The sequence below is a fragment of the Roseomonas elaeocarpi genome, assembly GCF_042433915.1.
GTDB lineage: Bacteria > Pseudomonadota > Alphaproteobacteria > Acetobacterales > Acetobacteraceae > Roseomonas > Roseomonas elaeocarpi.
Genome location: NZ_JBHLUN010000015.1, coordinates 181982 through 203228, shown reverse-complemented (window position 1 = coordinate 203228; position 21247 = coordinate 181982). Strand labels below are relative to the sequence as shown.

Here is a 21247-nt window from a genome sequence, read left to right as displayed (position 1 = left end):
GGCTCAGGCGTCGGCCTCGATCTTGCGGAACAGCGGCGTCGGCGGCGGCAGCGGCGTGCCGTCCGGCAGGGCCTTGAGGGTCGAGAGCGTCCGCTCCCCCTCGCCCACGCCGAGCTGGTCCAGCATCGCGCCCATGGTGGCGGGCATGAAGGGCTGCAGCACGGTGGCCAGCATCCTCAGCGTGGTGTGAAGAACGCGCAGCACGGCGTTCATCCGCTCAGGATCGGTCTTCTTCAGCGACCAGGGCTTCTGGGCATCGATCCAGCTGTTGCCCAGCCGCACCACGACCCAGATGCGCTCCAGAGCCTCGTGGAAGGCCTGACGGTCGAGCGCCTCGCCCACGCTTTGCGGCAGGCTGGCCATCGCTTCCAGGATTTCGCGGTCATCCTCGGTAGGCGGGGTCAGCGCCGGCAGACGCCCCTCGCAGTTGCGCTGGATCAGCGACAGCGTGCGCTGCGCCAGGTTCCCAAGATCGTTTGCCAACTCATTGTTCAGGCGGGAGATCAACGCGCGCCGGCTGAAGTCACCATCGTTGCCGAAGGGAACCTCGCGCAGTAGGAAAAAGCGCACGGGGTCGAGGCTGAACTCCTCCACCAGGGCGACCGGGTCGATGACGTTGCCCAGCGACTTCGAGATCTTCCGCCCTTCGTTGGTCCACCAGCCATGGGCGAAGACGCGCCGGGGCGGCGGCAGGTCAGCCGCCATCAGGAAGGCCGGCCAGTAGATCGCGTGGAAGCGCAGGATGTCCTTGCCCACGAGGTGCAGGTCGGCCGGCCACCAGGGCGCCGCGTCCGGATACCCGGCGGCCGTCAGGTAGTTGGTGAGCGCGTCGAGCCAGACATACATCACGTGGCTCTCGTCGCCCGGCACCGGCACGCCCCAGCGGAACGAGGTGCGCGAGATCGACAGGTCCTGCAGCCCGGCGCGGACGAAGCTCAGCACCTCGTTCCGGCGGGACTGCGGCGCGATGAAGTCCGGGTTGGCCTCGTAGAAAGCCAGGAGCTTCTCGCCCCATTCGCCCAGGCGGAAGAAGTAGGACGGCTCCTGCGTCCACTCGACCGGCGCGCCGGAGGCGATGGCGAAGCGGCCGCCATCGCGTTCCTCGATCTCGTCGGGACCGTAGAAGGCCTCGTCGCGAACGGCGTACCAGCCCTCATAGTGGCCGAGGTAGATCTGCCCCTTCTCCACCAGCCGCTGCCAGAGGGCGGCGCAGGCGCGCTTGTGGCGCTCCTCGGTGGTGCGGATGAAGTCGTTGTTGCTGAGGCCGTCAAGCTTCGTGAGGTCGCGGAAGGCCTCCGACACGCGGTCGGTGAAGCGCTGGGGGTCCTCGCCGGCGGTCTCGGCCGCCTTCTCGACCTTCTGGCCGTGCTCGTCGGTTCCGGTGAGGAACAGGACGTCGTAGCCCGACATGCGCTTCCAGCGCGCCAGCACGTCGGCGGCGATGCCGGTATAGGCATGGCCGATATGCGGCTTATCGTTCACGTAGTAGATCGGGGTGGTCACAAAGAAGCGCTGCGCTTCGCTCATCCGTCGCGTTCCCGTTGCTCGCGCTGCGTCAGGGCGGCGGGCACGGAGCGCCGCATCGCGTCAGCGGGGTGCGTCCGAACCGGCCAGCGCGCCAAGACCCACCAGGATCGCCTGCTTGCGATCGAGGTTCAGGGCCTCCGTCTCATCCGCCGTTCGGCCCAGGGTGTCCCACAGCGTGGCCCAGTCCGCAAGCGGTCGGGCGCCGAGCCAGGCCGGCGCCGGGCCCCCTCGCCCGGCCTGCCGGATGGCGCCGGCGATGGCAGCGCGCAGCAGCGCCAGGAAGGTGGTGAAGCTGCTGCCATCGCGCTTCGCCGCCAAGCGATCCGCCAGGCCGTGCAGCCCGCGCGGCGACGGGTTCGGCAGGCTGTTGAGAAAGGCCTCGACCTCGGCTTGTAGGGCCAGCGCTTCCCCTTCCACGAGGCGCAGCGCGCGGCCCGGTGAGCCGGCGGCCATGGTGCGCAGGGTCGCGCGTTCCGCCTCGGGCATCTCCGGCCACCAGCGGGCCAGCAGCGGGTCCATCGCCTCGTCGGTTAGGGGCACGAGGTCCAAGCGGCGACACCGCGAGCGCACCGTGGGCAGCAGCCGATCCGGGGCCTCGGTGGCCAGCAGCAGCACGGCGCGGGCGGGCGGCTCCTCCAGCGTCTTAAGTAACGCGTTCTGCGCCTCGGTGTTCAGCGCGTGCGCCTCGTCCACCACGACCACGCGCCAGCCACCCTCAGCCGGCGTCATGGACAGGAAGCGCGGCACGGCGCGCGCTTCGTCCACCGAGATCTGCCGCTTGACCTTGCCCTCGGCGACCTCGGGCGACAGCGTCCGCAGGTCGGCATGGGCGCCGTTGGCCACGCGGGAGAACACCGGGTCAGCGGGGGCGAGTTCCAGAGGCACCCGGGCCTCCGGCGCACCGGCCAGCAGCCAGCGGGCGTAGCGGAAGGCCAGCGTCGCCTTGCCCACGCCCTGGGGCCCAGCCAGCAGCCAGGCGTGGTGCGGCCGCCCGGCGCCGGTGGCATCGCGCAGCGCGAGGGCCGCCCCCTCCTGCCCGACCAGCTCCGGGTTGGCACGGGGCTCGGGAGGCTGACTCATGACGCCTGCAACAGGCGGTCCAGTGCCACGCGAGCCTGTTCCAGCACCTCCTCGACCGGGCGGGAGGCATCGATCACGGTGCAGCGCCCGGGCTCATCCGCGGCGATCCGCAGGAAGGCCTGCCGGACACGCTCGTGAAAACCCAGCGGCTTGTCCTCGAAGCGGTTGGTCTCGCCGCGCTGCCGGGCGCGGGCGGCGCCGAGCTCCACCGGCAGGTCCAGGATCAGCGTCAGATCGGGCCGGACCTGCCCCAAGGCCAGTGAGGTCAGCAGCCGGCAGCGTTCCGCGCCCACTCCCTCGGCATCGCCCTGGTACGCCATGGTGCTGTCGGCGAAGCGATCCGAGATCACCCAGCGCCCGCCATCCAGCGCGGGCTCGATGGTCTTGCGCAGGTGCTCGCGACGGGCGGCCGACATCAGCATGGCCTCGGCCAGCGGGTCCCAGCCGCCGCGGCCCAGCACCAGCTCCCGGATCGCTTCCGCACCCGGGGAACCCCCGGGCTCGCGGGTGCGCAGCACGGTGTGGCCGGCCTGCTCCAAAATGGTGGCAAGACCGCGCGACAGCGTGGTCTTGCCGGCACCTTCGCCGCCTTCCAGCGTGATGAAGCGACCGCGTGCTGTCATGCCCAGGGCCTGGCCGGGTGGTGACTCAGGACCCCGAGACCCAGTGACTGATCACCGCCGGGATGCGCGACACGATGTTCATGCGCCCCACATCGGCGCCGGCGATCAGCGGCAGCGTCATCTCCGGCACGCCCTGCCCGGACACGTTGATGCGGCCGACCTCCGCCCCCTTGGCGACCGGCGCCTTGAGGGGCGAGTCATAGCTGACCTTGACCTCCAGATTGCGGCGCCAGGAGCGTGGCAACGTCAGGATCAGGTCGCGCCCGCCCACCAGCGGCACCGTCGGGCTGTCACCCAGGTAAACGGGCGCGCTTTCCACCGTATCGGCGGCGCGGAACAACGCGACGTTGTCGAACTCGCGGAAGCCCCATTCCAGCAGGCGCTCGCCTTCCTCGCCGCGCGACTTCATGGTCGGCAACCCGTTGACCACCAGCAACAGCCGGCGGTCACCGCGCTTGACCGTCCCCACGAGGCCGTAGCCGCCGTCCTCGGTGTGGCCGGTCTTGAGGCCATCGGCACCCGCCATGCGCGACAACAGCGGGTTGCGGTTCTCCTGGTTAATGCCGTTCCACTTGAAGGAACGCTCGTTGTAGTACTGCGCTTCCTGCGGGAAGTCGTTCAGGAGCTGCCGCGCCACGATCGTGATGTCGCGGGCGGTCATGTAGTGGTCCGCATCCGGCCAGCCGGAGGAGTTGCGGAAGTTGGAGCCCTTGAGGCCGAACTTCTTGCCATAGTCGTTCATCAGCGAGGCGAACTGCTCCTCGCTGCCCGAAATCGCCTCGGCAAAGACCACGCAGGCGTCGTTGCCGGACTGCACGATCACGCCTTGGATCAGGTTCTCGACCGAAACCTGCGAACCCAGCTCCACGAACATCTTGGAGCCGCCCATCCGCCAGGCGCGCTCGCTGACCGGCAGCGTCTGATCCAGCTTCAGGCGGCCCTGCTTGAGCATGTCGAAGACGATGTAGGCCGTCATCAGCTTGGTCATGGAGGACGGCGTCATGCGCTCGTCCGCGTTCTTGTCCAGCAGCGTCGCGCCGGTGGTCGTGTCGATCAGGATCGCCTGCTTCGCGATCGTGTCCACCGGGCCGAGCGGGGTGGAGGCCGGCGAGGTCGGGACCGGCGGCGGGGCCGGGGCACGGTGCGCCGGAGCGCGCCGCTGTGCCAGCGCATCGCCGGCATGGACCGTCAGCCCCATCAGGGCCACGGCACCGAGTAGTTCGCGGCGGTTCGGCATGATTTCTGGTCCCCCAAAGCCCGGCGCCCCCCGCCGGGATGTGCCGGTCCTCAGTCGACCAGCACGCGTGCCTCCGATACGCCGGACCGTAGCACCTGCTCAAGGGCACGGTCGGTCGATGTTGCATCCGGAAACGGACCGAGGCGCACGCGCCATTCGGGGCGGCGGCCGGGACCGAAGGGTTCCGCCCTCGCAGCGGGCACGCGCGCAGCCTGCCGGCGCGCCGCGTCCGGGGCGGCGAAGGTGCCGAGCTGGATAAACAATCGCCCCGGCATGGCCAGCCCCTGCGTCACCTGTTCCGGCAGCCTCGGCGGCGGTGGCGGCGCCTCGGCCCGGATCGCCACGGCGGGCGCCGCCGCGCTGAGGGCCGGACCGGCGGTGCCACGGGCGCCGGGCGGCGGCGGCAGGCTTTCGCGGCCCACGGCGGCGGTCTGCACCGTGGCGATCTGCATGGCCGGCGCTTCCCCCGCCGCCTGCGGCAGCGAGGCCGCCAGGGCGCGGGAGGGCTCCGCCTCGACCTGAACCCGGACCTGTGCCGTGCCGTTCTCGGCGATGCCCAGCAGCGCCGCCGCGCGACGCGACAGCCCCACCACGCGCCCCGGGTTTTCCGGCCCCCGGTCGTTGGCGCGCACCAGCAGGCTCCGGCCGTTTTCCAGGTTGGTCACGCGCAGGATGGCCGGCAGCTGCACCGTGCGGTGGGAGGCCATCAGCACGGCGGGGTCGAAGACCTCGTCATCCGTGGTGCGCCGGCCCACCTTGTTGTCGGCGATCACCGCGGCCAAGCCGGTCTCGTCCAGACCGTAGTTCTCGCGCGGATAGTACCACAGCGCGCCGAGCCGGTAGGGCTGGCCCACCAGCTGCTTCGGCTGGGCGGCGGGCGGCGGGGGCGGCTTGGGCGCGCAGGACGCCAGCACCAGCGCGAGCATCGCCCCGCAGGCCGCGGCCGGAAGGACCCGGGCCGGCGACCGTATCGCCCGCCGGCCTGCCGCGCCGCCCACGGCTCCGCCGCGCCCCCGGCTCACGCCACGCGGTCCGCGAGCATCCCCACCGCCAGGGCGTAGAAGTCGGACGGGTTGTAGCGGCGGATGGCACCGAAGTTCTGGTACACCACGAAAGCCTGACCGTTGCCGCCGCTGGGCACCACGATGGCGGCTGGCTGGTCATACATCGGCAGCGGTGAGCCGTCGGCTTCGCGCACGCCCATGCGGGCCCATTCGCCCAGCGGGCGCTTCACGTCGCGGCCCAGCCCTCCGGTGTCCATGGAGGCCGGTAGCAGCACCTCCCTGCCCCAGCGCTCACCGCCCTGCCAGCCGCTCTTGCTGAGGTAGTTGGCAATCGAGGCCAGGGCGTCGGCGCGGTCGTCCCAGATGTCCTTGCGGCCGTCGCCGTCGAAATCCACCGCGAGGCGGTTGAAGCTCGACGGCATGAACTGCGGCTGGCCCATGGCGCCGGCGTAGGAGCCGCGCATGCGCTCGAAGCTGACATGGCCGGCATCGAGCACCTTCAGCGCCGCGATCAGCTCACCCCGGAAGAACTTGGCGCGCCGACCCTCCCAGGCGAGCGTCGCCAGGGCCTCGATCACGTTGAAGTTGCCGGTGAAGGCGCCGTAGTTGGTTTCCAGCCCCCAGATCGCCACCACCACGCGGGCGCTGACGTTGTAGCGGGACTCGATCTGCTGCAGCAGCGGCAGGTTCTCGGCCACCAGCTGGCGACCGCGGTTGATGCGCGTGTCGCTGAGGCGCCCGTCCCGGTACTGCGCCCAGGTCAGCGTGAACTCGGGCTGCTTGCGGTCGAGTTCGACCACCTTGTCGTTGGGCCGCAGCCCGTTCAACGCGGTGTTGAGCGTCCCGTCCGACACGCCAGCACGGCGCGCCTCGGCCCGCAGGCCCGATAGGAAGGAGGGGAAGCTTTCCTGCGCCCGGGCGAAGGAAGCGGGAAGCCCGGCGGCGGCCAGGGCTGAGAGGAGGATACGACGTGTGGCCGGCATGACCGCAGAGGTGGCACGCGGCGCCGTACTCGGCAACGCATTGCCAGCAACCGGCTTGGTAACATTCCAGCCCGCTGACGACCGGATGGGTGGCTTGCCTCCGCGCCCGTGCCGGAGCATGGAGAAACCCCTGGACGGGTGGCCGAGTGGTTTAAGGCAGCGGTCTTGAAAACCGCCGTAGGTGTAAGCCTACCGTGGGTTCGAATCCCACCCCGTCCGCTCCCGATCGCGGTGGCGGCTCAGAGCCCCGCGAGGGTCCGCTGCAACTGCTCGATCAACGCCACGAAAGCCGCGCCGGTGATGGGCTTGCCGGCTGCCTGTGCGGTCGCGATGCGCAGTGCCAGGTCCGCCGTATGGCCCGATTCGTGCGCCAGAAGGGGCGAGGACCGCGCTGCCCGCGGCTCAGGAACCGGCGACGGCGGAGCCGACACAACGGGCTCAGCCGTCGGGGTGGCAATCTTCCGCGCGCGGCGCGTGCGTGCGGGTCTCGCGGCGGCTGCCGTGTCAGTGTCCGTGCCATCGTCCCGTGCCATTGTCTCCTGCGCGACAGCCGGCGCCGGGGACTGTTCAACAGGCACGTCAGGCGGTGCCACGGTGGGCGACGGCGAAGCGCTGGCATCCCGCGACGCCTCGTTCCCTGCAGCCTCGCCCGGCGGCGCGCCTTCCTGCGCCGCAGCCTCGTGCTCGAACCGGGCGATCAGCTGCGCCAGCGTGCCCGCGGTTTCCTGGAAGCCGGTGGAGCGGCGGGCAATGAAAGGCTGCTCATCGATCCAGAAGATCCGCCGCTGCATCGAAAGGCGCTGGACCTCGCTGGCGGAGGCGGGCTCGAACTGCGAACCGCCCCGCTGGGCGGCCGAGACTTGCTGAGGCGAAAGCTTCAAGGAACGGGACTCGGGCAAAAGCGGCGAGGAGACGGTTCCTGACCAGTGGCCAGGAACAGGAGCCTCGGACCGGAACGGGCTGCCCCGTCCGCGGCCCTCGGCCGGAACGCTTAGTTCTCGTCGTCTTCCTCGCTGTCGACGATCGGCACCAGGAACACGATCACCGAGCTTTCGCCCTCCTCGTCTTCCTCGTCCTCGAGATCGTCGTCCTCGAATTCCTCGGTCTCGTCCTCGACCTGGTTGAACTCGTCGATCTCGGCCTGGGTGGCGGGGCGGACGGTCAGGGCTGCCACACCGTCCCAGAGTGGGCCGTCCTCGCTTTCCAGGCGCGCCAGGTCGGAACGGAACTCTTCACCGTCCAGGAGGCGCTTGGCCTCATCCTCGGAGGCATCGGTGACGGCGATCGCTTTGCCGCCGATCTCGAAGGTGAACATCGTGAAGCCTCTCGGTGTTGCTGGCCCCGGAACTGCGCGGCTCCCGCGCCGGGGCCAGCGGCGGGTGCCCTGTGAAGCGGCGGTATAGAGGGAGCAAGCGTCAGTGTCAGCCTCGGGTTGCGCGAAGGTCTCGCGAGGCGAAAACCTGCCTCGGTCACGCCGTTCCCGCCGGGCAAGGCGGGGGAGACTTCCCGCGGCCCGGCAAGGCGGTCTAATCGCGCATGCAGGCCCAGCGGACAGCGTCGCCCGGCGCTTCCTCCGCACGGAGGGCCGATCCAGGGAAGAATCCATGCGCCGCATCGCCATCTATCCGGACCTCGCCGGCAAGAGCGTTTTCATCACCGGGGGTGGCAGCGGCATCGGCGCCGCGCTGGTGGAGGCATTCGTGGCGCAGGGTAGCCGGGTCGGTTTCGTGGACATCGCCGAAGCCCCGAGCCGCGCCCTGGTGGAGCGCCTGTCCGAAAGGGCCGACCACGCGCCGCTGTTCATCCCCTGCGACATCCGCGACATCGCAGCGCTCCGCCGCGCCGTGGCCGAGGCCGCGGAGCGCAACGGCGAAATCGGCGCCCTGCTGAACAATGCAGCCAACGACCAACGGCACGATCCGGACACCGTGACGCCGGAATACTGGGACGACCGCATGGCCATCAACCAGCGGCCCATGTTCTTCGCGGCGCAGGCGATCTGGCCGATGATGCGGCGGCTGGGCGGCGGCTCGATCGTGAACTTCGGCTCCGTGTCCTGGCGCGTCGCACAGGGCGGGATGCCGGCCTACACCATGGCCAAGGCTTCGGTGCACGGCCTGACCCGCGGGCTGGCGCGCGACCTCGGGCCCAGCAACATCCGGGTGAACACCCTGCTTCCCGGCTGGGTGATGACGGAGCGCCAGGTCGAGCTGTGGCTGACGCCTGAGGCCGAGGCGCAGCTGCGCAAGGACCAGTGCCTGCCGGACAAGGTCATGCCGGGCGACATCGCCGACATGGCGCTGTTCCTGTGCTCCGACAGCAGCGCCCGCTGCACGGCGCAGGAGTTCATCGTCGACGGCGGCTGGGCGCACTGAGCCAACGGTCGGACCGATCCGCCGAGAACGTGCGCCGGATGATCGCATCGCCAAGGGGTGTCCCGAGGGAGCGCCTCGGCCGGCATCCTGTGGAACAGCAGGCGGGCAGCGCTGCTTTCCTGCCCGTTCAGGCGCTTCCGGCGTTTTCCCGGGGCTTCGCATCACCTAGATTGAGCTCGTGAACATCCTTGTCCCTCCGCGCGCGCGCCTGCCGGTCGACGTGGTCTTCGACCTGGTGTGCCCCTGGTGCTTCCTGGGCGTGCGCCGGCTGCAGCGTGCCCTGCGGATGCGGCCGGACTTCCTGGTCGAGATCTCCTGGCGACCCTTCCTGCTGAACCCGGAGGTCGGCAGCACCACGCGCGGCGAGCATCTCGGGCGGCGCTTCGGCGGCGAGGAGCGGACGCGACGCCTCCATGCCACGCTGACCGAGCTCGGCCGGGTCGAGGGTATCGAGTTCCGCCTCGACCTCCTGCGCCGGGTCCCGTCCTCGCTGGATGCCCACCGGCTCGTCAGGCTGGCGGCGCGCGAAGGCCGGGCGGACGCGGCGGTGGACCTCCTGTTCGAGAGCTACTTCTCGCGCGGCCTCGACATCAGCTCCGACGAAACGCTTGTCGCGCTGGGCACCTCGCTCGGCCTCGACCCGCTGGTCACCCGCCGTTTCCTGGCGAGTGGCGCCGAGGTCGAGGCCATTCACGCCGAGAACCTGCGCGCCCACCGCCTCGGCATCAACGGCGTGCCCTGCTTCGTGGTGGCGGAACGCCATGCCATCGCCGGCGCGCAGGAGCCGGAGGTGCTGGAGCGGCTGCTCGACGTGGCGCTGGCGGAAAGCGCCGCCGCCTACTGACGGGGCCGCCGGCGTCAGGCGGCGCCGGCACGATGGCCGCTCACCGCCGCGGCGGCGTCCCGGCGCAGGCCGAAGCCGTCCACCAGCCCCGCCAGGGTCAGCAGCGCGGTGAACAGGAAGGCCAGGCGGAAATCGGACAGCATCGGCTGGTCGTGGCCATGGATCATCTGCCCGAGCCGCAGCACGATGGCACCCAGCGCGATGCCCACGCCCACGGCCATCTGCTGGAGCATGCTGAACAGGCTGTTGGCCCCGCTCATCTGCGCCGGTGGGACCTCGGCGAAGGCCAGCGTGTTCAGCACCGTGAACACCATCGAGCGCGCCAGCCCGCTGACGAAGAGCACCACCACCATCACGGGCACGGGCGTCGCGGGCGTGAAGAAGGCGCAGGCGAAGTAGCAGCAGGCCGCCACGGTGGCGCTGCCCAGCAGCACCGTGCGGAAGCCGAAGCCCCGCAGGATCGGCATGGAGACCGGCTTCATCAGGATGTTGCCCGCGAACACCGCCAGCACCAGCAGGCCGGCGTTGAAGGCATCCAGCCCGAAGCCCAGCTGAAACAGCAGCGGCAGCAGAAAGGGCGTCGCGCTGATCGCCGCCCGGGTCACCGAGCCGCCCGCCAGGGTCACCCGGAAGGTCTGGATGCGCAGCGCCGAGAAGTCGAGCATCGGCCGCTCCGTCCGCCGGGCGTGCCAGACCGCGACCAGCCCCACCCCGAAGCTGAGCAGCAGGAGCAGCGCACCCAGGCCAAGCGCCCCCTCGCCCTGCCCTACCAGCTCCAGCCCGTACATCAGCGAGAAGGCGGCAAGGCCGGTCAGCAGGAAACCCGGCGCATCGAAGGGCCGCCGCTCCGTCCCCCCGCCCGGCACCAGGCGCCACGCCATCACGAGCGCCACGAGGCCCAGCGGCAGGTTGAGAATGAAGATCCACCGCCAGTCGGCGTAGGTGGTGATGAAGCCGCCCAGCGGCGGCCCCAGCACCGGCGCGGCGAGGCCGGGCCAGGTGATGGTGGCGATGCGCCGCACGAGGTCTTTCTTCTCGGTGTTGCGCAGGACGGCCAGTCGCCCCACCGGCACCATCATGGCACCGCCGATGCCCTGGAAGACGCGCGCGGCGGTGAAGCTCCAAAGGCCGTCGGCCAGCGCGCAGAGGGCCGAGGCCAAGGTGAAGATCGCGATCGCCAGGGTGAAGACATTGCGCGCGCCGTAGCGGTCGGCGAGCCAGCCGCTGCCCGGGATCAGCACCGCCAGCGTCAGCAGGTAGGCCGACATGCCGATGTTGAGGTCCACCGCCGCCACGCCGAAGGACTGCGCCATCTGCGGCAGGGCGGTCGCGATCACGGTGCCGTCCAGGTTCTCCATGAAGAAGGTGCCGGCCACCAGCAAGGCGACCAGCAGAGAACGGCGTGCGTCGATCGACATGTCTTTGAGGGTCCCCCGCCACCGCAGGCTAGGCCCGCCCGGCGCAACGGGGAACCCGTCAGAACCTCAGGCGGCCGGGATCTCCGCCACCACCTTGGCCAGCCCGAGCAGGATGCCGCGCGCCGCCTTGACCCGGGCGCTGAGCTCCATCTCCCGCACCAGGGCCAGCTTGTGGTCGGGGCGCAGCTTGATGGTGCCCTTCTGCGCCGCCACCCAGTTCACCAGCCCGCCCGGGTTGCTGAAGCGGTTGCGGCGGAAGGTGACCACCACCCCCTTGGGCCCGGCATCGAGCTTCTCCACGCCGGTCTCGCGGCACAGGCGCTTGAGCGAGACGACCTGGAGGAGGTTGTCCACCTCCTCGGGCAGCGGGCCGAAGCGGTCCACCAGCTCCGCCGCCATCGCCTCGACCTCCGCCTCGGAGGCCAAGCCGCCGATGCGGCGGTACAGGCCCAGCCGCACCGGCAGGTCCTGGACGTAGTTGTCGGGGATCAGCACCGGCAGGCCCAGGTTGATGTTGGGCGTCCAGTCGCGGTCCTCCTCGGCCTCGCGGCGCCGGCGGCCCTTGTTGCGGTTGCGGACCTCCTGCACCGCGTCTTCCAGCATCTGCTGGTAGAGCTCGATGCCGACCTCGCGGATCTGGCCCGACTGTTCCTGGCCCAGCAGGTTGCCGGCGCCGCGGATGTCGAGGTCGTGGCTCGCCAGCGTGAAGCCGGCGCCCAGGTTGTCCAGCGTGTTCATCACCTCCAGCCGCTTCTGCGAGGCGGCGGACAGGCGATGCGCCGCGGGCCAGGTGAGATAGGCGTAGCCACGCTGCTTGCCGCGTCCCACCCGCCCGCGCAGCTGATAGAGCTGCGCCAGCCCGAACATGTCGGCGCGGTACACGATCAGGGTGTTGACCGCCGGCATGTCGAGGCCGGACTCGACGATGTTGGTGGCCAACAGGATGTCGTACTTGCCGTCGCCGAACTCGGTCATCACGCGCTCGAGCTCGGTGGGCGAGAGGCGGCCATGCGCTTCCACCGTGCGCGCCTCGGGCACGATTTCCTTGAGGCGCTCCGCCATCTTCGGCATGTCTTCCAAGCGCGGCACCACGCAGAAGATCTGGCCGCCGCGGAAGCGCTCGCGCTGGATGGCCTCGCGGATCACCACACTGTCGAAGGGCGAGATAAAGGTCCGCACCGCGAGACGGTCCACCGGCGGCGTGGCGATCACGCTCATCTCCCGCACGCCCGACAGCGCCAGCTGCAGCGTGCGCGGGATCGGCGTCGCGGTCAGCGTCAGCATGTGGACGTCGGTCTTGAGCGCCTTCAGCCGCTCCTTGTGGGCGACGCCGAAGTGCTGCTCCTCGTCCACGATCACGAGGCCGAGGTCGGCGAACTCCACCCCCTTGGCCAGCAGCGCGTGGGTGCCGACCACGATGTTGACGGTGCCGTCCTTGAGGCCGGCACGGGTCTGGTTGGCCTCCTTGGGCGTGGCGAGGCGGGAGAGCTGCGCCACGTTGACCGGCAGCCCCTCGAAGCGCTTGGAGAAGGTGCGGAAGTGCTGACGGGCGAGAAGCGTGGTCGGCACCACCACCGCGACCTGGGCGCCGGTCATGGCCACCAGGAAGGCGGCACGCAGCGCCACCTCGGTCTTGCCGAAGCCCACGTCGCCGCAGATGAGGCGGTCCATCGGGCGGCCTGAGGCCAGGTCCTCCACGATGTCGGCGATGGCGCGCTGCTGGTCCTCGGTCTCGGCGAAGGGGAAGCGGGCGGCGAACTCGTCCCAGGCGCCCTCGGGCGGCACGGCGGCCCTGCCCTCCTGCACCTTGCGCTCGGCGGCGGTGCGGATCAGCTCGCCCGCCATGTCACGGATGCGCTGCTTGGCCTTGGCCTTGCGGTTCTGCCAGGAGGCGCCGCCCAGCTTGTCCAGCGACACGCCCGCAGTTTCGGAGCCGAAGCGGGTGAGGACCTCGATGTTCTCGACCGGCAGGAAAAGCCGGTCGTTGCCATCGTAGAGCAGCCGCAGGCAGTCATGCGGAGCGCCGTTGACCTCGATGGTCACCAGCCCGTCGTAGCGGCCGATGCCGTGATCGGCATGCACCACGAGGTCGCCTTCCGCGATCTCGGTGGCGTCGGCGATGAACTGGTCGGCACGCTTGCGCCGCCGCGGCGGCCGGGCGATGCGCTCGCCCAGCAGGTCCTGCTCGCCGGTGACGACGATCCCCGCATCCTTGCGCAAGCCCGTGGTGCCGACGCCGCCCACGGCCGGGCCGGTGAAGCCTCGCTCGATCCCCATGATCGCCAGCGCCACCGCGCCGGGCGCCAGCTTCTGCGCCGCCCCCCAATGTTCCACCGGCTCAGCGGCGACGTTGTTCTCGCGCAGGAGGTTGGCCAGCCGCTCGCGCGAGCCGCGGGTCCAGGCGGCCACCACCGGCCGGCGCCCCTGCCCCGCCAGCGCCTCGGCATATTCCTTGTAGGCGGCGAAGACGTTGCCACCGGAGGTGCGGACGTCGCTGAACAGCTTGCCCGGGCGCCCGCCTGCGTCGGGGCCGTCCTCACCCGCGAAGGGCGAGAAGTGCGCCAGCGGCCCGCGCGACAGCATCCGGTTCCAGCCGGCCCGATCAAGGAAGAGGGTGCGCGGCGGCGCCGGGCGATAGGGCGTCTCACCCTCGCGTGGCGGCAGGCGGCGGGCCTCGTAGTGGTCCTGGATCATCTCCAGCCGGGCGTCGAGGACGTCCTCCGCCTGATGATCGAGGCTGACCTCGGCACCGGGCAGGTAGTCGAGGAGGACGGCCATCTCCTCCTGGAACAGCCCGGCCCAGTGCTCCATCCCAGGATGCCGCCGACCGGCGGAGATGCTGACGTAGAGCGGGTCCTCGGTCGCGGCCATGCCGAACAGGTCGAGGTATTCCGCCCGGAAATGCGCGATGGCGTCGGCGTCGAGGCAGACCTCGCCCACCGGGCGCAAGGTCAGGCCCTTGAGCGTGTCGGAAGAACGCTGCGTCTCGGGGTCGAAGTGGCGGAGGCTCTCGATCTCGTCGCCGAACAGGTCGAGGCGCACCGGCTGCGCCTCGCCGGCCGGGTAGAGGTCCACGATGCCGCCGCGCACCGCGTATTCGCCCGGCTCCATCACCGTGCCGGTGCGGCCGTAGCCGTTGGCCTCCAGGAACTCCGTTAGCTTGGCGGGCGACACGCGGCCGCCCTTGCGCAGCTCCAGCGTCGCGCCGTCGAAGACCGAGCGCGGCGGCACCTTCTGCACCAGGGCGTTCACGGTGGTCAGCACGATGCGGGGCTTCGCGTCGGGCTCGATGAGGCGCGCCAGCGTGGCCACGCGCTCGGCCACGATCTCCGGATTCGGGGAGACGCGGTCGTAGGGCAGGCTGTCCCAGGCCGGGAAGCGCAGCACCTCGACGCCGGGGGCAAAGAAGCTCAGCGCCTCGGCCATTCGGGCCATGCGCGCGTCGTCGCGGCAGGCATGGAGGAGCGGCTTGTCGATCTCGGCCCGGCGCCGGGCCAGCAGCAGCGCGTCGAAGCCTTCCGGGGCGCCGTAAACCGTGGCGCCGACGAGTTCGCGTTCCGCGACGGCGCTCAAGCGCCACGCTCCGGCGTTCGCAGTTCCGTGGGCAGGCCGGCACCGCTCTGGGCGCACTCGCGCGCCATCCAGTCCAGCATGGGGCTGCAGTGGGCCTCCGGGATGGGACGGCGGCCGGACAGCCATTCCTGCATGTCCACGTCCAGGTGCTCCAGCACGGTTTCGAGCTCGTCCAACTGGTCCTCGGTGAAGGCGGCGATGTGACGGGCCACGAAGTGTCCGACCATGAGGTCGGTTTCCTTGGTGCCGCGGTGCCAGGCGCGGAACAGCAGCCGCTTGCGGCGCGGCGGCAGTTCCTCAGGCGTGGAGGAGGTCTGGTTCGATGGGGCGTCGGACATATGGGGCACACCGGCTCAGGCGCGGCCGGCGGGCGGCCAGGGAAGCGGGCGGAGGGGGGTTCGCCCTTCGTTCGTGTTGCCATATAGAGCCGGCCTTCCCCCATGTCAGCCCAACCCATCCCCACGGCAGTTCCCTTGGCCGATTCCCTGCTTTCGCCGCTGGAAACCCTGCCCGGCCTGGGCGAGAAGGCCGGCCGCCTGGCCGAGGCCGTGGGCGGCGGCCGGGTGATCGACCTGCTGTTCCACATCCCCGAGCGCTACGTGGACCGGCAGCGGGTGCTCTCGCTGCGCGAGGCCAATGATGGCGACGTGGCGACGATCCCGGTGGAGATCGACAGCATCTCCTCGCCCGGCACGCCGTCGCGCCCCTGGGTGGTGCGCTGCCGCTCCGAGGGCTGGGAGGTGGAAATCCCCTACTTCCTGCGCGCCCGCTGGGTCGGCCCCTGGCTGGCGCGCAGCTTTCCCGAGGGCGCCGAGCGCACCCTGTCCGGCCGGGTGCGGCGCAACGGCAACCGCTGGCGGATGGAGCCGCCCGAGTTCATCAGCCCGCCCGACGAGATCCCGCCCCTCCAGGCGGTGTGGCCACTGGTGAAGGGGCTGTCGGGCAAGGACGTGGGCAAGGCCATGGCCGCGGCGCTGCCGCTGCTGAGCGGTGTCGGCGAATGGGGCGACCGGACGCTGCTGCAACGCCGCCGCTGGCCGGGCTTCACCGAAGCGTTGCGGCTGCTTCAGGCGCCGGAGGTGATCCCCGGGCACGAGCCGCTGGACCGGCTGGCCTATGACGAGCTGCTGGCCGGGCAGCTGGCGATCGGCCTCGTGCGCCGGGCGGCGCAGACGCGGCCCGGGCGGTCGCTGCTGGGCGACAACAGCCTGCGCGAGGTGGCCATGGCTGCCTTCGGGCACCAGCCCACCGGCGCCCAGGCGCACGCCATCGCGGAGATTGACGCCGACCTCGCGGCGCCGCACCGGATGCTCCGGCTGCTGCAGGGCGACGTGGGCTCGGGCAAGACGCTGGTGGCGCTGATGGCCATGCTGCGCGCGGTGGAGGCCGGAACCCAGGCCGCGATCATGGCGCCCACCGAGATCCTGGCGCGCCAGCACCTGCGCACCTTCGCCAAGCTCGCCGGCGCCGCCGGGGTCGAGGTCGCGCTGCTGGCCGGCAGCGTGAAGGGCAAGGAACGCAAGCGGGTGCTGCTGGGCCTCGCCAGCGGCTCGATCCCGCTGGTGGTGGGCACGCACGCCCTGTTCCAGGAAAAGGTGGCCTTCCGCGACCTCGGCCTCGTGGTGGTGGATGAGCAGCACCGCTTCGGCGTGGCGCAGCGCCTGGCACTCGCCGGCAAGGGCGCCGACACCGACATGCTGGTGATGACCGCGACGCCGATCCCGCGCACCCTGCTGCTGACCCAGTGGGGCGAGATGGCGGTGTCCCGCCTGGCCGAGCGGCCGGCCGGGCGCAAGCCGATCGTGACCCGCATCGTGTCGCGGGAACGGCGGGAGGAGGTTCTGGACGCCCTGCGCCGCGCCTTTGCCCGCGGTGACCGCGCCTACTGGGTGGTGCGCGCCGTCGAGGAAGGCGAGCAGCACGACAATGTCGCCGCCGAAACCACCTTCGCCGCGCTGCGTGAGATCTTCGGCGAGGAGGTGCGACTCGCCCACGGCGCCCAGGCGCTCGACGTGCGGGAAGCCTCGCTGAAGGACTTCGCCGCCGGCCGCGCCAAGCTACTGGTGGCCACCACCGTGGTCGAGGTGGGCGTGGACGTGCCCGAGGCCACGATCATGATCATCGAGCAGGCGGAGCGCTTCGGTCTTGCCGCCCTGCACCAGCTGCGCGGCCGTGTGGGCCGGGGCGACGCGCAATCCTACTGCCTGCTGATGCCCTCGGCCGACCTGAACGATGGCGAGAAGCGGCGCCTCGCCGTGCTGCGCGACACCGAGGACGGCTTCGTGATTGCCGACGAGGACCTGAACCACCGCGGCGGCGGCGACGCGCTGGGCACCCGGCAGGCCGGGCTGCTCGGGCGTCGGCTGGCGGACCCGCAGCGGCACGGGCCACTGGTGCGGATGGCGCACCAGGATGCGACGCTGCTGCTGGAAAAGGACCCGCACCTCGACGCGACGGAGCGCGGCCGGGCGGCGGCGCGCTGGCTGCTGCCCTTCTTCGGGCACGACACCAGCCTGGAGCTTCTGCACGCGGGCTGACGGCGACGGCCTGAGACTATCACGGGCGCTTCAAGGCCGAGCCTGATGCGCCGCAGCGCGACGGGGGTTTGCCTGCTGCCTCGTGATCTGGCGCACCGCTTCGCGGCAGGACTTCGAGCGCCGCTTCACGGCGGCGGCGGGATAGAGGATGGTGCGCCCGTCATCATCCCCGGGGGAGCCAACGGTGAAGCAGGCCTATGCCGCGACGGTCGTATTCAACACCCTGGAGGGCGTCGAGGAGGTTGAGCGCTTCGCCCTGTCGATCATCATCGACATCAACCCGAAGAAGGCGGAGCAGCGCGCGATCCAGACGGTTCAGCGCAACGAGAACAACCCGCGCATCCGCAACGTCATCCTCCTGCCGCTCGACATTCCGCGCATCCAGCAGGAACTCGCCAAGCCCTGACTGAACCGGGCCCTGACCGGATCAGGCCGGCCGGAATGAGCCGTCCGGACCGGGGCATCCGAAACGCAGCTTGCGCCGATGTCACACTCCGGAACGGGCGCGGGTCTTGCCTTGCGGCGGGCGGCGGCTAAACCCGGAAGCGCCTGACTGGAACGGGGACCGGCGTTGCCGAGCGAGACCTCCGCGCTGATCGAGATCGATCGGCTGACCAAGCAATTCGGCACCTTCACCGCGGTGGACGACGTGTCGTTCCGGGTCGATCGGGGTGAGGTCGTGGGCTTCCTGGGCCCCAACGGTGCCGGCAAGTCCACCACCATGAAGATGCTGGCGGGCTTCGTGACGCCCACCGCCGGCACGGCGCGCATCCTGGGTGAGGACGTGGTGGACCGCCCCGTGGCTGCCAAGCGCCACCTGGGTTTCCTGCCCGAGGGCGCGCCCACCTATCCCGAGATGACGGTGGAAGGCTTTCTCGGCTTCATCGCCAAGATCCGCGGCTTCCGGGGTGCCGAGCGGCGCGACCGCGTGGCGCGCGCGCTGGACCTGACCACGCTGCACGGCGTGCGGCTGCAGCCGATCGAGACCCTGTCCAAGGGCTTCAAGCGCCGCGTCGGCCTGGCGCAGTCGCTGCTGCACGACCCGCCGGTGCTGGTGCTCGACGAGCCGACCGACGGCCTCGACCCCAACCAGAAGCGCGAGGTCCGCGACCTCCTCACCCGCATGGCGCCGGAAAAGGCCATCGTGATCTCGACCCACCTGCTGGAGGAGGTTTCGGCCATTTGCACCAGGGCGGTGGTGATCGCCCAGGGCCGCGTCGTGGCCGACGAGACGCCGGCGCAGCTCGCGGCGCGGGGGCCGAACCTTGATGCGGTGTTCCGCGACCTGACCCTTCCCGCCGCTGAGGCCGCCTGATGCGCAACATCCTCGCCGTCGCCGGGCGCGAGCTCGGCGGCTACTTCGCCACGCCCGTGGCCTACGTGTTTATCGTGATCTTCCTGGTACTATCGGGCACGCTGACCTTCTCGCTCGGCGGCTTCTTCGCGCGCGGCACGGCAGACCTCACGCCCTTCTTCCAGTTCGTGCCCTGGCTGTTCCTGTTCCTGGTGCCGGCCATCACCATGCGCCTCTGGGCCGAGGAGCGTCGGCTGGGCACGATCGAGCTGCTGCTGACGCTGCCGATCGCGCAGTGGCAGGCGGTGCTGGGCAAGTTCCTGGCGGCCTGGGCCTTCTGCGCCATCGCACTCGCCCTCACCTTCCCGCTGGTGATCACCGTCAACGTTCTGGGGTCCCCCGACAACGGCGTGATCGCGGCGGGCTATCTCGGCTGCCTCTTCGTGGCCGGCGCCTACCTCGCGGTCGGCTCGGCGCTGAGTGCCGCGACCAAGAACCAGGTGATCGCCTTCGTGCTCGCGGTGGCGGTGTGCTTCCTGTTCGCGGCCGCCGGGTCGCAGATCGTGGGCGACTTCCTGGACCGCAACCTGCCCGCCCTGTCCGAGGTCGCGCGCGGCGTTTCGGTCACCGACCGTCTCGCGGGCTTCTCGCGCGGCGTCATTTCCGCCCGCGACGTGATTTTCTTCCTGAGCTTCATGGGCTTCTGGCTCTTCGCCAACAGCCTCATCGTCGACAACCGCAAGGCGGCCTGAGGGGAGCATGTCCGTGGTGAACGAACCCGCCTCCCCCGACACCCGACCGGCCCCGAGGCCGGCGCCGCGACGCGCCTGGCTCGCCGCCGGTGCCATCGTGGCGGCGCTGGCACTCGCCGTCGGCGTGAACATGATCGCCGACCGCACCCTGTCGCGCGCCCGCGTCGACCTGACGCAGCAGCACCTCTACACGCTGAGCAGCGGCACCCGCAGCGTGCTGGCCAAGCTGCGCGACCCGATCACGCTGCGGCTGTTTTATTCCCGCTCGCTCGGCGCCAGCGTTCCGGTCTTCGGTGCCTATGCCGACCGCGTGCGGGAGATGCTTCAGGAATACGCCGCGCTGTCGAACGGCAAGCTGAAGCTGGAATTCCTGGATCCCGAGCCCTTCAGCGAGACCGAGGACCGCGCCGTGGCCTACGGCCTCCAGGGCGTTCCCGTGGATCAGGGTGGGGAACCGGTGTATTTCGGCTTGGCCGGCGTGAACCTGCTCGATGACGAGCGCACGGTGCCCTTCTTCCAGCCGGACCGGGAACGCTTCCTCGAATACGACCTGACGCGCCTGATCTACGAGCTGTCGAACCCGCAGCGCCCCGTGGTGGGCGTGATGTCCTCGCTGCCGCTGAACGGCGACCCGCGCGCGATGATGATGCGCATCCCCGGTGCCGGGCAGCCCTACGCCGCGATGAACCAGCTGCGGCAGTTCTTCTCGGTGCGCGACGTGCCGACCGACGCCACCGCCATCGACCCGGCGGTGCAGGTGCTGATCGTGGCGCAGGCACAGGAGCTGAGCGAGAACACGCTCTACGCCATCGACCAGTTCGTGATGCGCGGCGGCAAGCTCTTCGCCATGACCGACCCCTACAGCGAGAGCCAGGTCGGCCATCCCGATCCCGGCGGCCGGCCGCCGGCCAGCACCTCCTCCACCCTGTCGCGCCTGCTGGACGCCTGGGGCGTGGAAGCGCCGTCGGACAAGGTGGTGCTCGACCTGCGTGGCGCCTGGCGGGTGCGCGCCAGCCCCAACGACCGGGTGCAGGCGGTGGACTACGCCGCCTGGTACAACCTCCAGGGTGACAGCCTGAACCGCACCGACGTGGCCACGGCCGACCTCAACCAGGTGACGGTCGCCTCCGCCGGTGAGCTCCGCCAGAAGCCCGGCAGCGGCATCGAGTTCACGCCGCTGCTGACATCCTCGGACCAGTCGATGCTGGCCGACGTCGCCGCGGTGCGCGACAACCCGAACCCGGCCGCGATCCTGGCCGGCTTCAAGCCCGACGGGCAGCGCCACGTGCTGATGGCCCGGGTGCGCGGCGTGCTGCACAGCGCCTTCTCCGGCCCGCCGCCGCTGGCGGCCGGTCAGGCGAGGCCCGCCGACTTCCCGGCCTACCGCGCGCAGACCGACGGTCCGGTGAACCTCGTGGTGGCCAACGACGCCGACATCCTGGAGGACCGCTTCTGGGTCCGGCAGCAGGACTTCTTCGGACAGTCCGTGGCGACACCCTTCAGCGACAACGGCGCGCTGGTGACCAACCTCGCCGACACGCTGGCCGGCGGGGATGAGCTGATCTCGCTCCGCTCACGCGGCGAGTCGATCCGCCCCTTCACCGTGGTGGATGACATGCAGGCCCAGGCCGAAACGCGCTACCGGCAAACCGAGCGCGACCTGCAGAGCCGCCTCGATGCCACCGAGCGTCGCCTGCGCGAGCTGCGCCAAGGCGGTGCCGGCGGCCCGCAGGCGCCGGGCACCGAGCGCAACACCCAGACCATCATCACGCCCGAGCAGCGCGCCGAGATCGACAAGGCCCGCGCCGAGATCGTTGCCACCCGCGGGCAGCTGCGCGCCGTACAGCTCGACCTCCGGCGCGAGATCGAGGGGCTGGAAACCTGGCTGCGCGTGCTGAACATCGTGGCCGTGCCGGTGGTGGTGACCGTGGTGGCGGGGCTGCTGGCCCTGCTGCGTGCCCGCCGCCGCAACGCGGCCCGGGCCTGAGGGGGGACGGGAA

General features: G+C 70.7%; 18 protein-coding genes and 1 tRNA gene. 8 read left to right on the top strand and 11 right to left on the bottom strand.

The features are described 5' to 3' along the window. Positions 1-3: 3 nt before the first annotated feature. The 6 genes from metG to ACFFGY_RS20035 all read right to left on the bottom strand — a co-directional run bounded on the left by metG (position 4) and on the right by ACFFGY_RS20035 (position 6454). A complete protein-coding gene (gene metG, locus ACFFGY_RS20060; RefSeq protein ID WP_377046301.1) occupies positions 4-1527 on the bottom strand; it encodes a methionine--tRNA ligase in 1524 nt (507 codons plus the stop codon). A 60-nt stretch (positions 1528-1587) separates the two neighbouring features. Continuing rightward, the gene (locus tag ACFFGY_RS20055; protein ID WP_377046300.1) at positions 1588-2607 is read right to left on the bottom strand and encodes a DNA polymerase III subunit delta'; all 1020 of its coding nucleotides are present in this window, start codon (positions 2605-2607) and stop codon (positions 1588-1590) included. Continuing rightward, positions 2604-3230, bottom strand: coding sequence for a dTMP kinase (tmk, locus tag ACFFGY_RS20050; RefSeq protein WP_377046299.1), 627 nt, complete (start codon positions 3228-3230; stop codon positions 2604-2606). Before tmk ends, ACFFGY_RS20055 begins: the two co-directional genes overlap by 4 nt. A gap of 25 nt (positions 3231-3255) precedes the next feature. Continuing rightward, positions 3256-4467 carry a D-alanyl-D-alanine carboxypeptidase family protein gene (locus tag ACFFGY_RS20045; RefSeq protein ID WP_377046298.1) on the bottom strand — a complete coding sequence of 404 codons (1212 nt, stop codon included), beginning with the start codon at positions 4465-4467 and terminating at the stop codon, positions 3256-3258. Between the two features lie 50 nt (positions 4468-4517). Further along, the gene (locus ACFFGY_RS20040; protein ID WP_377046297.1) at positions 4518-5393 is read right to left on the bottom strand and encodes a septal ring lytic transglycosylase RlpA family protein; all 876 of its coding nucleotides are present in this window, start codon (positions 5391-5393) and stop codon (positions 4518-4520) included. A gap of 92 nt (positions 5394-5485) precedes the next feature. Beyond that, entirely contained in the window at positions 5486-6454 is a 969-nt protein-coding gene (locus tag ACFFGY_RS20035) for a lytic murein transglycosylase (protein WP_377046296.1), read from the bottom strand. Between the two features lie 132 nt (positions 6455-6586). Here ACFFGY_RS20035 and ACFFGY_RS20030 point away from each other — a divergent pair. Further along, a tRNA-Ser gene (locus tag ACFFGY_RS20030) sits at positions 6587-6673 on the top strand. A 20-nt stretch (positions 6674-6693) separates the two neighbouring features. Here ACFFGY_RS20030 and ACFFGY_RS20025 read toward each other — a convergent pair. Together ACFFGY_RS20025 and ACFFGY_RS20020 are read right to left on the bottom strand one after the other, a co-directional pair. Continuing rightward, positions 6694-7335, bottom strand: a complete 642-nt coding sequence (locus ACFFGY_RS20025) for a hypothetical protein (protein WP_377046295.1) — start codon at positions 7333-7335, stop codon at positions 6694-6696. Between the two features lie 110 nt (positions 7336-7445). Beyond that, positions 7446-7769: a hypothetical protein gene (locus ACFFGY_RS20020; protein WP_377046294.1), complete on the bottom strand. Its 324-nt coding sequence runs from the start codon at positions 7767-7769 to the stop codon at positions 7446-7448. 289 nt (positions 7770-8058) lie between these two features. Between ACFFGY_RS20020 and ACFFGY_RS20015 the strand changes: the two genes are divergently transcribed. Next, positions 8059-8829 carry an SDR family NAD(P)-dependent oxidoreductase gene (locus tag ACFFGY_RS20015; protein ID WP_377046293.1) on the top strand — a complete coding sequence of 257 codons (771 nt, stop codon included), beginning with the start codon at positions 8059-8061 and terminating at the stop codon, positions 8827-8829. Positions 8830-9007: 178 nt separating this feature from the next. Continuing rightward, complete coding sequence (locus ACFFGY_RS20010) at positions 9008-9673, top strand: DsbA family oxidoreductase (RefSeq protein WP_377046292.1); 666 nt, start codon at positions 9008-9010, stop codon at positions 9671-9673. Positions 9674-9687: 14 nt separating this feature from the next. On the opposite strand, the gene ACFFGY_RS20005 is transcribed toward ACFFGY_RS20010, so the two are convergent. The 3 genes from ACFFGY_RS20005 to ACFFGY_RS19995 all read right to left on the bottom strand — a co-directional run bounded on the left by ACFFGY_RS20005 (position 9688) and on the right by ACFFGY_RS19995 (position 15002). Further along, the gene (locus ACFFGY_RS20005; protein WP_377046291.1) at positions 9688-11091 is read right to left on the bottom strand and encodes an MFS transporter; all 1404 of its coding nucleotides are present in this window, start codon (positions 11089-11091) and stop codon (positions 9688-9690) included. 66 nt (positions 11092-11157) lie between these two features. Next, entirely contained in the window at positions 11158-14664 is a 3507-nt protein-coding gene (mfd, locus tag ACFFGY_RS20000; RefSeq protein ID WP_377046290.1) for a transcription-repair coupling factor, read from the bottom strand. Further along, positions 14661-15002, bottom strand: a complete 342-nt coding sequence (locus ACFFGY_RS19995) for an FAD assembly factor SdhE (RefSeq protein WP_377046289.1) — start codon at positions 15000-15002, stop codon at positions 14661-14663. The genes mfd and ACFFGY_RS19995 overlap by 4 nt, the downstream gene beginning before the upstream one ends. Positions 15003-15104: 102 nt before the next feature. Between ACFFGY_RS19995 and recG the strand changes: the two genes are divergently transcribed. The 5 genes from recG (at position 15105) to ACFFGY_RS19970 (ending at position 21234) form a co-directional block, all read left to right on the top strand. Then, on the top strand, positions 15105-17201 hold the full coding sequence (recG, locus tag ACFFGY_RS19990) for an ATP-dependent DNA helicase RecG (protein WP_377046288.1): 2097 nt from the start codon (positions 15105-15107) through the stop codon (positions 17199-17201). A 184-nt stretch (positions 17202-17385) separates the two neighbouring features. Further along, the gene (locus ACFFGY_RS19985; protein WP_377046287.1) at positions 17386-17607 is read left to right on the top strand and encodes a hypothetical protein; all 222 of its coding nucleotides are present in this window, start codon (positions 17386-17388) and stop codon (positions 17605-17607) included. Positions 17608-17772: 165 nt separating this feature from the next. After that, positions 17773-18516 carry an ABC transporter ATP-binding protein gene (locus ACFFGY_RS19980; RefSeq protein ID WP_377046286.1) on the top strand — a complete coding sequence of 248 codons (744 nt, stop codon included), beginning with the start codon at positions 17773-17775 and terminating at the stop codon, positions 18514-18516. Continuing rightward, positions 18516-19247: an ABC transporter permease subunit gene (locus ACFFGY_RS19975; protein ID WP_377046285.1), complete on the top strand. Its 732-nt coding sequence runs from the start codon at positions 18516-18518 to the stop codon at positions 19245-19247. Before ACFFGY_RS19980 ends, ACFFGY_RS19975 begins: the two co-directional genes overlap by 1 nt. Positions 19248-19254: 7 nt before the next feature. Further along, a complete protein-coding gene (locus ACFFGY_RS19970) occupies positions 19255-21234 on the top strand; it encodes a GldG family protein (RefSeq protein ID WP_377046284.1) in 1980 nt (659 codons plus the stop codon). Positions 21235-21247: the final 13 nt, after the last annotated feature.